Consider the following 10,000-nt stretch of genomic DNA (forward strand, 5'->3'; position numbering starts at 1 on the left):
GCGGACGCAACGCAACCGACAAACCCTGCTCTCAACCGTGGCGGGCGGAGGCTGCGTTAGCAGTTCGGTGGGTCCAAGTCGCGCATCCGTGATTGACCGCTTTCGAGGCCGGACCTTAAACCTTAAGAGTCGCGTGCTGGCACCGGGGCAGACCGCCAACTAGGATCGACAGATGGGAAGCTCGACTTCACTGCATCTTACCCGGCGAGCGGCGCTGGTCGGTGCAGCCTCGCTCGGCCTCGTTCCTGCCGTGGCCGGAGGGACCACCGCGCGCCACCTGAGCAACCCAACCGCGTCGGGTGAGGCGCGTCGGCTGTATCGTTACCTGTGGTCCGTCTACGGCCGCCATACGCTCACGGGGCAGCAAGAGAGTCCCGCTGGCAAGAGAGACGAGCTGGACTACATCCAGCGAGTGACCGGCCGCCTCCCGGCCATCCTTGGCCTCGACTACATCATCCCGTCGGAGTGGGACGGAGTCTACAAGCGCGCCGTCGCCTGGAGCCGATCGGGAGGTATCGTCGCGCTCTGCTGGCACTGGGGCGCTCCCGACATCGGCACCGGCTACGAGAACAGCAAGAAGGAATTCGACGTGGCCGCCGCGCTCCGAGCCGGCACGCGGGAAAATGTTTTGATGATGGCCCAGATGGACGAGGTCGGGCAGCAGCTCGCCAAACTACGGGATGCCAGAGTGCCGGTCTTGTGGCGGCCGTTCCACGAGTTCAGCGGTGACTGGTTCTGGTGGGGTAAGCACGGACCTCACGCGTTCCAGGCATTGTGGGGCATGATGCACGATCATTTCACCCGACGCATGCGTCTAAACAATTTACTCTGGGTGCTCGGCTGGGCCGGGCAGAATGTCGACGCGGCTTATTATCCTGGTCGCGCTCTGGTCGATATCGTAGGCGCCGATCTCTACGTCAGCGACCACGGACCACTTTTGCCGATGTTCGCGCAGGTCAAAGCCATCGTGGGCGACACGGTGCCGATCTGCCTGCATGAGAACGGGCCGGTGCCAGACCCGGCCACGCTCGGCCCGGATGCCGGATGGCTGTGGTTCATGACCTGGCATACGCGCTGGCTGGAAGGCGCGGACCAGAATCCGCCAGATCTGCTTGCGGAATATTACGCATCACGGCGCTACCTCACCCGCGACGAACTGCCACCCCGCTTCTGAAGTCCGTTCAACTACAACGATGATTGAACGTCCGTTTGGGAGTGATCACGACTGAAAGGCGACGGTCGCCTAACGGCCACTAGCACCCATGATTCCGTTTTAACTCTGGCCATCATGGCCATTGGAGAACGATCATGGGACACTCTGCATACGATCCTGTGGACACGGGGCCTGCATGGAACGCCGGGAAGAAGATGGGAGCGAAGCGCCCTCTGAAACCGAAGGAGATCTGGGCGATCCGGTTTATGCTCGATCAGGAGCGGCGCGTCCGAGATCGAGCGCTCTTCGATCTTGCGATCGACAGCAAACTCCGCGGCTGTGATTTGGTCCAGATCCGTATAGGCGACCTGGCCACCGGCGGCCGAGTTCGAACGCGCACCATGGTTGTTCAGCAGAAAACTAGACGGCCTGTGCAGTTCGAGTTGCTGGAGCCGGCTCGTTCGAGCATTCTAACGTGGCTCGAAAGGCGAGGCGGTTCGCTCGAGCAGTTCGCCTTCCCTAGTCGCATCGAACGCGCCGACCACCTGAGCACTCGACAATATGCGAGACTCGTCGACGAGTGGGTCAGCGGTATCGGTCTGCGCCGCGAAGATTACGGCACGCACTCGCTGCGAAGAACGAAAGCTGCGTTGATTTACAAGCAGACTGGGAATCTGCGCGCGGTGCAGATCCTGCTCGGACACACGAAGATAGAGACTACCGTCCGCTATTTAGGCGTCGAGGTCGAAGATGCGCTCAGCTTAGCTGAAGCCACCGAGGTTTGATCGTTCGCTGGCCGGCCGCTTGCCAACGGCCGGCCAGCATGTCTGCTTTGGGTGGAAAACGGACATAAGGAAGCGACGGGCGCTTGCTTACTGGCGCACGATCTATCCTATTGGTCCAAATGCACCGCCAAGGCTTCTGGATCAGGGTTGTTTACGCGCTCTGCTTAACGGGCGCGTGCGTCAACCACGTGCAAGCCTTGCTAGTGTACGGCTGGTGGCGCGAAGGCGTCCCGCTGGGAACCACGATCTACTGGGACAGCCTTACAGTTCTCGATCCACTCGCGGCTCTGCTGCTCTTTGTTCGTCCGCGAGCAGGTGTCGCGTTGACCATTGCGATCATCGTTTCAGACGTAGCACATAATCTCTGGTTTGAAGCATCCCATTCCCTCGGCCGCTCGCTCATCGGAGACCTGACGTCGAGCTTCTTCATCATGAGCCAGGTCGGTTTTCTACTGTTTGTGGTGATCACAGCGCCCACCGCGTGGCGACAAACCAAGGAATTGCGCCGATCAGTTGATTTCTCGCAACGATGCTAATGTCTGCAATGCGTCGAAAGCTGCCACTAGGCTAATGGCAGGGATGGGTGGAAAGCAGACACTGCCATAGTAGGCTTGAGCTTCCTTGAGGAGCATGATGTCTAGAAGGGTCGTTCTTCCGTTAGTCGCGGCGCTTTTGTTCGCGACGAGTTGCACATTCAATGTTCTGAATGGTCCTGAGGGCTTCTGGGATTGGCTTGGCGTGGCAGTCTTCGGCAGTGGCGCCTTCGTATTCGGATGGCAGTCGCTCAAGACTCTACGAAGCGAGATGTAGCCTCTGCATGTTTCTGGATGTCCGCAATGGGTCGAAAGCAGATATCATTCCCTTAGGGGCAGGAATGGGTGGGGAGCGGACCTTCACGCCCATGCCGAAGGTCCTCCTAATCCCACCAGAGATACCACCAAGGAGAGACCATGAGGTCGGCCGCAAGTGCGGTTATAGAGCCTACGCCTTGGTCTACTATATCGGGGCAGTATCCATATTGCTCCCTGGCAAGTGCCATTGCCCCTTCCCGAGACTTAGGAGGGCGGGCTGCTCTCAGATTCATTGTGTCGCCATTGATGCCCACAAGATCGACGCCATACCGTTCGTGCCAGCGGCGCAAGGCCGCGACATGGTATTCGGGCGGCGGACAAGCGTTCCAATCACCCCACCGTACAAAGGCAGGCACTTCCCAGCCAGCGTTGGCTGGAATGAGAAGGAGATGAACATTCTTGAGAGTTTCACCGGACACAAGATCGGTGGCCACGCTCAGCCCCGGCTCGGCCGTCTGCACGTTTGCGGGCCACTCACCAAGCGGTGCTCGCAAGTCCTGAGGCTGATAAGCGCCCGACCACTTTCGCAGGTCATCGGGAAAGTTGATCGCGGCCGCTCGCGCGAGAATTTCCTCGGGACTTCGCGACGCACTGCCGGGCATGGCGACCCCGGCGACAGACGGATCGCCCATGCTAAATTGGTCAGCGATGCGCTCCAGGTCCTCGTCACTTCCAATGACGACGGGCCAACCCCGGCCCGCAGCCCGTAGGCGCTCCCATTCCTTGAGAGCCTCGTTCCCTGAAACAGTGATGCGTTCGTACTTGAGGGCCGCCATCGTCCGCGCGTGCATTTGCTGATACCTGGCCCGCTGTTCCGGCGACAAATGACTCAGGTCGGCTTTCATCGTCTGGGCGTCCCCTGAACCAACTGACAACGCCAACGCACCGACGGCTATACCTCCTAACGCCGTGCGGCGCGTCCATTGGTCTCGCTGGCACTCCCACGCGTGATGTCCTGTACCACCCATTCGCCGAGGCTAACGCCCACGAGGCAATGTCTGCAATGGGTCGAAAGCAGACACTAGCCCAGGGTGATCATCCGGGCTCGCGCGAGTAGCTCCGCCCGCGCCGATCGAACCGTCTCATCCAAAATGGTTCACAGGTCCCGAAGTAGACCCGTCCTAATTAGTCCGGTTCGGCGGCAGTGTTAGTTGTCGTAAACCGTAGCACGGGAAATCGTCGGTCTTCCTTACTGGAGGACCCGATGAAAAAAGCTCTAATCGTATCGCTCGTTGCGTTCACGTTTTCGACGTCAGCCTACGCAATGCCCCCGCAGGTCTCGGTCAACTGGCTGGACAACATGATGCAGAGGCTCGCTGTCATGGCCGGCAATCCCGGCTTCTGCCACAGTGCCAACGGCGACGTGTGGATTTGCCATAGCTGATCGCGCGACTGAACGACTGCACGCGGGTGCTTACGCGCTCGCGTGCAGTTCCACAGTGCCGCCCGTCCTCGACAGGGCTGATCAAGCGTGACGCTTGCCTTGGCTACGACTCATTACGGATGCGAGTGACACGGCAGCTTGGACGCCGCGCCTCCGCGAGGATCGTTCGGGTCGCAAAGGGACACTGCGACATTTGAATAAGTGGAAACATACTCACGGACCGGAAGCACGAGGTCAGCGCCCGGTCCGCTGAACGAATGGCCAGCTGTGTGCATGGCGACGACTTCCAGCAGGCGGTGTTTGCCGTTGCTAACGATGCGGAACAGCGGACTGCCAGAATTTCCGTGCAGGGCTGAGCAATCGTGCAGCAATACGCCCGCGCGTTTCTCCCGAATCCGGCACGACCGATCAAGCACCAACCCGCCCGCGAGGGGTTTGTCGGTCGGGTAACCGGCCATTGCGATTGATCCGGCGGCATCGGGCACATCAGCGGTCAGCTGCGCATGGCCGAACTCACGACCTAGGCATTTGCTGAGCCGAAGAAGCGCCCAATCTGCCGTTCGCCGGCCGTAGGGGTCCGCACTTGTTGCGAACCGCTCCAGGCCACCCTCCGCCACGACTTTCGCGCGGCTGATCCGCCACTGCGAAGACGGTCCCGCGACGCCGGCAGCAAACACGATTGGTCGGCCAAGTGCGGCGCCGCGTTGGCCGAATACATGCTGGACTGTGACGGCATAGCAGTTGTCGACCAGGAATGCCGTTGCGTAGCTCGCTTCGGGCGTCCCGTAGACAATACCAATCGGCGCAAAGACCGACCCAGGACTACTTGCCACTACCTCCCGGTCGTCCTGACCGAAGACCAGTCCTGCAGATGCATGCGGCGAGGCCGTCAGTGCGGTGATGGACGTCGCGACCGCTGTACAAATCTTTCCGATGGTCCGCATGGCGGCCAATCACGTAGACGCAGCTTGCGAACTGCGATGCTTCTACAATGTCCGTTTTGGTCAATGATTTGGTCGCGCCGCGGGCGCGACGCACTTGCGCATCTGTTGACGGACTCCTCGCAGCTCGCCCCGGGCTTCTGCTCACATGGAATATGCGCCTGGGCATGCATCTGATCATGCACGATTTTGGAAACTGACTATCTGGATCGAAGGCTACTCCGGTGCAGCCGGCAGCACATTCCTCAACCGCTCGTGCGAAAACTCATAACGCAGGGATTTGGCTTCCCGGCGCGCAGCATCAATCTCGGCGTACAGTGTAACCACCTTGCCGTCGCACCCCGTGCTGTAAACGAGCTCAGAAGCGACGCCGAGTGCGTCCTCGAGCGCTTCGGAAAGTTGCTCGAGCCACTCTGAGCGACCAAGGCCGGCCTTGTTCAATAACGAGCAGTCCACAGCGCCCCCGCTTTCGCTGCACTGCTACACGAACAGCAGGCGGTGGATCGGGAGATGCATCCGTTTTGGAGCCGATACTGTCTGACTTCAGTTCAGATCGAGCGTTAGATGCGAGTTGCTCGGTCCGCCATTCTCAGGGGAAACCCGAATGAACGCGCTGTCCACTCGTGCATCTGAAGTCACCTATTGCGGCCCCCCACCTGTACTGATCGCCGCAAGTAGCGCTGAAGCGATGGCGTCCGCCGAGCGATCTGTGGAAGCCAGCGGCCTGCGAGTTGGTGGCCGCCTGGCTATCGACGAGGTCGGTGAGCGCCTGGATCGGCAGGGACAACTGCAGGCAATCTGGATTGAGCTTGATCGGGATGGTGGAACTCTGACGAGCAACATCCTCAAACGCGTGAGCCGTGACGTGGAGAGCGAACGTTATCGCGCAGTGGTTTCGACGAAGTCGGCGCTCATCGATCTACTCCCTGCCTGCTTGCACGACTGCTCCATCGAACTTTTGGTTGATGCTGACGAGGCGGAGCGCGTGGCAGCGCTTGCAACGGCGCTGGCGAGCGGGGGGCTTCCCTTGCGTCTGTCTGATGTCAGCTCGGACCGAAATGCCGAGCGGCTTCGCCAATTGAGCGAGGAGGTCAACCGGATTGCTTCCACGTTGGCGCAGTTGTCCACATCGCCTCTGCCATTGCGACCAGCACTGGTTGAGGGTGGCAAGGCCGACGTACCGCACGTCTCGCTCGATGCAGTTCGGAACGTCATCAGGGCACGCCGGCTTCGCGGCAACTATTTCTCTGAAGGGCTGTTCGCGGATCCCGCTTGGGACATGATGCTGGATTTGTTGCGGGCCGAGATCGCGCACCTGAGGGTTCCGGTCTCAAGCCTGTGCATCGCCGCCGCAGTGCCACCGACGACCGCTCTGCGATGGCTCAAGAGCATGGTCCGGCAAGGCTTGTTCGTTCGCCAGGCCGACCCGCACGACGGCCGGAGAGTCTACGTCGAGCTCGCACCGGAGACGAGCCAGTCTCTGCGACGCTATTTCGATGAAGTCGGACGCGTAACCCCGATCTGAACTGGCGAGAGGGGTCGAGGCTGGCGCCATCGCGACCGGAAGAATGACGTGTCTCCACGTCGGAGGTTGGAACTGCATGGCTGAGAATCGGCGCCAGGGACGATCAAACGTCTTCTTGGCAGCAACGATCGAGGCAGGCGGCCGTTCGTTCGCGGTCAGAATACGTAACATATCGACAGGCGGCGCTCTCGTTGAAGCCGAAGTCCTGCCGCCCTTGGGCGCTCGCGTGCGTTTAAAACGCGGCAAGCTTCGCGCCGAGGGAACGCTTGCGTGGCAAGCCGCCAATTACGCCGGCATGACCTTGGATACACCGATCGATATTGCCGCGTGGGTCAGCCGCGCTTCGTCAAGCGGGCAGCAGCGGGTTGATAATATCGTCGCAGCTCTCCGAACTTCCAAGCCGGTGCCGGCCGATCTGTACAATCCTCAGACATTGTCAGTGCCCGAGATCAGCTCGGCACTCGATCGGCTTTGCGAACGTCTGGCAGGCGTTGCCGACCTCCCGCTGGACCTAGCCGAAGAGCTCCTAACGCTCGATTCTCTGGCCCAAGCGCTTCGAAGGGCCGCAACCGGCCGTACACACTAGTTTCTTCAACTGCACTTTTTCGGCCTGGCTGATTGAAACATCTAATTGCATCGGAATGGGGCGATTTGTCGCTCGTTGCGGACCTGCTTCCCAGCGTGGGGACAAAAACCACATTTCACGGACACTTGCCGCCGGAGCCGGGCCCACCGGCCTCCTAGAGCGGCGGGATAACTTCTCAGACAGGTACAACTTTTTCCCTGTCCTACACGTGACAGATTAGGAACTTGGCGCCCGAAGAAGTGCCAGGATCCTCATCGATGCACGCTGTTGCTTGGTCTGTCAGTTTTGCTGACGAGCGTGTCGGCGCTCGCCTGATTGATCCGTTGCAAGTCCCAAGATTGAACAGGGCTGCGCTAAAGCGCTCTTCGTCCGCCGACGTAGGCTAAACAAGGAACAGAGAGCTCGTGAGTTGCGGTCTCTCGTTACTGCGAATGTGTCCCAGGGAGCTGGTGCAACGTTTGGACGAGGTAGCTGTCCGCAGCGAGCGAAGCAGGAGCTGGATCGTCCGCCATCGCTCACCGATTGGTTGGTGGAAGCTGAACGGCGCTACGAGCTCACCGGCGACGCGCTGCAAGATTCTACCGAAGACCGCACCCTCTCCAATCGAGACGTGCTGGAAGAGGTCGAGCAGCGCAAGCGTCGGCGTCGCGCCTCCGGGCGATCACCGGCCTAATCCTGCTTGGCTTTGAGAGGCTTCCGGCTAGCGTCAGATCGGGCGACCGCATGGCTACGCAATATCTGCAGCGCCATTGCGAGATGGGCGGAAGCATCGGGCGGCAGGTCGTGACCGTCGATGGTGTCCATCGCTTCCGTAATCAGCCGGAGCGCACACCGGTTCGCTCCTGCACCACGCTCGTCCTCAAGCTCACTCATGGTCGTCACCACCCGGGTGCAGCCTAAGTGATCGGGGCGACATTGCAACGCGCTAGCCGCTGGCGGACTTAATCTCCGGGGGCACGGGAGCATCGCAATAGAATAATCGAATGAGATATCGCTCGAGGAGCGAGCGTCCCTTGGGAGTCAGTCGCACGAACTGCCGCCTCAAATCCGTACCGTCGGGGCCGCGCTGGACCAGTCCTTCGTGCAACAGGATCTTCTGCCAGCGCAGGCCGCTGGTGCCCGGAATGTTGTCCGCAGCGCAGCTAAGCCCGCTCACGGACATGAGCTCGCCGCGGCTGGGTAGGCAATATAGCGCGAGCAGCATATCCCAAGCCGGCTCTCCAAATAGCTTTGAGCCGATCAGCCGATCGCGCGCTCTTCGGGCGTCGTACATCTTGCATGCCAGTCTGATGAGCTCCTTCCGCGTCGGCCGCCTACGGGCGTTGCTGCGCAGCTGCTCTTCCTCAGCTGCAGCGACCTCATCCAGGTTAAGCCTGAGGTCGATCTGCAGGCGATCGTCGTCCACCGGCCTCTCCGGCGGTCCGTCTTCGATCTGTGGAGGTTTGAGCTTGTCTTGGCGAGACATGGCGCGGCCTTCTCCAGCGCCCGTAGGCGGCGAGTTCATGAACCGAGCAAGAGACGAGGTATAAGGCTTCGGCGAAGTCGGCAAGCCAGTCCATAACGGAGTAATGCATCCGAATTGGATGTTTACCGCTAATCGTTCGGTGTGCCGGGCCAGGAGCCTGCGCATGTGTTTAATCGCTTCAAATCGCCGAAGCTGCCAACAAGCCGAGTGCCCGAGGGGCCGCTGCAGGCTGTTCTGCGCGAGAAATGCGCAACGGAATGGCGCACTGTAGGGTTGATCTTGCCGCCTGATGCGCCGAGTCCGGTACCTGGCACAGGCTGGCACCGAAGGCTTCGTCAGAATCTTGACTGCAGGGCGTTCGGCAGTCGAGCCTGGCGTCACGCTGTGCTTTCGGCGGCGATGTGCGCGCCAGGTGACCGCCGCCTGGATCATCAGAGCGCGTAGGCGCAGCTCAGCTGCAGCAGCGCCTGATATAGATATTGGTGCGGCAATGAGGCGAGACCGGACCACATTACGTGGTCCGGTCAAAGCGCTTCAGCTGACGATTCGGAGGTCCGCGCGCGCACTTCCGTTCGCCGGCGGGCAGTCGCCGTCATCGCCCCATGCGACCGTACGGAGGCCGGGGATCGTCCCCTTGGTTTCAACGAGTGCGGAATGACAGCCGCCGATGCTGCCGCGGGCCGCGATCAGGTCGCGAGTCGTCGCCGCAAGCTGCTCGAATGCGCAGTGGCTGCCGCTGATGTTCGCGTTCGTTACGGTGCGCGCGTGCACCATCTTGGTCTGGAGCTCGGCGAGTTCGACAAGCGCCCCCTCGATACTTTCCTCGACAACGCGGATCTGGGTAGCGACTTCATAGGCGGCGTTTTCAATCATTTGTTTGCGCATGACTGCTCCTTCTCCGGCGCAAGGGCGCCCGAGTTGCTGTCGGTCCGATCCGATCGTCAGTTGGCTCAGCTGCGAAGCAGCCTTCGAGGCTTCCGAGCCCGGCGAGACACATGACCCACCGAGAACGCCGCCCCCGTCGCGATTGCGATCCAGAACGGCCTCTGACCGACACTCATTTCATTCCGAGGTTGGTTCCTTGTTGCGAACGGCAGTTGCAGGGAAGGGCCGAAAGTGAGGGCCCGTTGCTCGGTCCGGAACCGGGCACTTCGTCCTTCCCTGCACGGTCAACGTGCCGAAACTGAGTCTGACCGCCGCATCGGAATGTCCGCTCTAACTCCACCGCTCAATGTACGACGATTGATGTATCAAGCGTTGATATCGCCCGCAGTGTCGCGCCGGGAGGCGATACACCTGGGAGCGCGTTC

At 60.7% G+C, this 10,000-nt stretch carries 13 protein-coding genes; 8 read left to right on the forward strand and 5 right to left on the reverse strand.

The genetic code is table 11. The features are described 5' to 3' along the window. Positions 1 to 172 precede the first annotated feature (172 nt). The 3 genes from ACUXST_RS08530 (at position 173) to ACUXST_RS08540 (ending at position 2,474) form a co-directional block, all read left to right on the forward strand. The gene (locus tag ACUXST_RS08530; protein WP_458389560.1) at positions 173 to 1,174 is read left to right on the forward strand and encodes a glycosyl hydrolase; all 1,002 of its coding nucleotides are present in this window, start codon (positions 173 to 175) and stop codon (positions 1,172 to 1,174) included. Positions 1,175 to 1,308: 134 nt separating this feature from the next. Further along, positions 1,309 to 1,938 carry a tyrosine-type recombinase/integrase gene (locus ACUXST_RS08535; protein ID WP_458389561.1) on the forward strand — a complete coding sequence of 210 codons (630 nt, stop codon included), beginning with the start codon at positions 1,309 to 1,311 and terminating at the stop codon, positions 1,936 to 1,938. A 119-nt stretch (positions 1,939 to 2,057) separates the two neighbouring features. Further along, positions 2,058 to 2,474: a hypothetical protein gene (locus ACUXST_RS08540; RefSeq protein WP_458389562.1), complete on the forward strand. Its 417-nt coding sequence runs from the start codon at positions 2,058 to 2,060 to the stop codon at positions 2,472 to 2,474. A 380-nt stretch (positions 2,475 to 2,854) separates the two neighbouring features. Here the strand turns inward: ACUXST_RS08540 and ACUXST_RS08545 are convergent, their stop codons facing one another. Then, entirely contained in the window at positions 2,855 to 3,634 is a 780-nt protein-coding gene (locus ACUXST_RS08545; protein WP_458389563.1) for a DUF4253 domain-containing protein, read from the reverse strand. A gap of 359 nt (positions 3,635 to 3,993) precedes the next feature. On the opposite strand from ACUXST_RS08545, the gene ACUXST_RS08550 reads away from it, so the two are divergent. Then, a complete protein-coding gene (locus ACUXST_RS08550; RefSeq protein WP_458389564.1) occupies positions 3,994 to 4,173 on the forward strand; it encodes a hypothetical protein in 180 nt (59 codons plus the stop codon). A 113-nt stretch (positions 4,174 to 4,286) separates the two neighbouring features. Here ACUXST_RS08550 and ACUXST_RS08555 read toward each other — a convergent pair whose 3' ends face one another. Both ACUXST_RS08555 and ACUXST_RS08560 read right to left on the reverse strand, forming a co-directional pair. After that, the gene (locus ACUXST_RS08555) at positions 4,287 to 5,117 is read right to left on the reverse strand and encodes a trypsin-like serine peptidase (protein ID WP_458389565.1); all 831 of its coding nucleotides are present in this window, start codon (positions 5,115 to 5,117) and stop codon (positions 4,287 to 4,289) included. Positions 5,118 to 5,330: 213 nt separating this feature from the next. Continuing rightward, the gene (locus tag ACUXST_RS08560) at positions 5,331 to 5,555 is read right to left on the reverse strand and encodes a hypothetical protein (RefSeq protein WP_458389566.1); all 225 of its coding nucleotides are present in this window, start codon (positions 5,553 to 5,555) and stop codon (positions 5,331 to 5,333) included. Between the two features lie 163 nt (positions 5,556 to 5,718). Here ACUXST_RS08560 and ACUXST_RS08565 point away from each other — a divergent pair, with 163 nt between their 5' ends. The 4 genes from ACUXST_RS08565 to ACUXST_RS08580 all read left to right on the forward strand — a co-directional run bounded on the left by ACUXST_RS08565 (position 5,719) and on the right by ACUXST_RS08580 (position 8,125). Continuing rightward, positions 5,719 to 6,639, forward strand: a complete 921-nt coding sequence (locus ACUXST_RS08565) for a hypothetical protein (RefSeq protein WP_458389567.1) — start codon at positions 5,719 to 5,721, stop codon at positions 6,637 to 6,639. 76 nt (positions 6,640 to 6,715) lie between these two features. Continuing rightward, entirely contained in the window at positions 6,716 to 7,225 is a 510-nt protein-coding gene (locus ACUXST_RS08570) for a PilZ domain-containing protein (RefSeq protein WP_458389568.1), read from the forward strand. Positions 7,226 to 7,656: 431 nt separating this feature from the next. Beyond that, entirely contained in the window at positions 7,657 to 7,914 is a 258-nt protein-coding gene (locus tag ACUXST_RS08575; RefSeq protein ID WP_458389569.1) for a ribbon-helix-helix protein, CopG family, read from the forward strand. A gap of 34 nt (positions 7,915 to 7,948) precedes the next feature. Continuing rightward, on the forward strand, positions 7,949 to 8,125 hold the full coding sequence (locus ACUXST_RS08580) for a hypothetical protein (protein ID WP_458389570.1): 177 nt from the start codon (positions 7,949 to 7,951) through the stop codon (positions 8,123 to 8,125). Positions 8,126 to 8,150: 25 nt separating this feature from the next. Here ACUXST_RS08580 and ACUXST_RS08585 read toward each other — a convergent pair whose 3' ends face one another. Then, positions 8,151 to 8,690 (reverse strand): hypothetical protein, encoded by a 540-nt coding sequence (locus tag ACUXST_RS08585; protein ID WP_458389571.1) that lies wholly within the window; start codon positions 8,688 to 8,690, stop codon positions 8,151 to 8,153. Positions 8,691 to 9,224: 534 nt separating this feature from the next. Beyond that, positions 9,225 to 9,575 carry a hypothetical protein gene (locus ACUXST_RS08590; protein ID WP_458389572.1) on the reverse strand — a complete coding sequence of 117 codons (351 nt, stop codon included), beginning with the start codon at positions 9,573 to 9,575 and terminating at the stop codon, positions 9,225 to 9,227. Positions 9,576 to 10,000: the final 425 nt, after the last annotated feature.

It is taken from the genome of Sphingomonas sp. F9_3S_D5_B_2 (genome assembly GCF_054263715.1).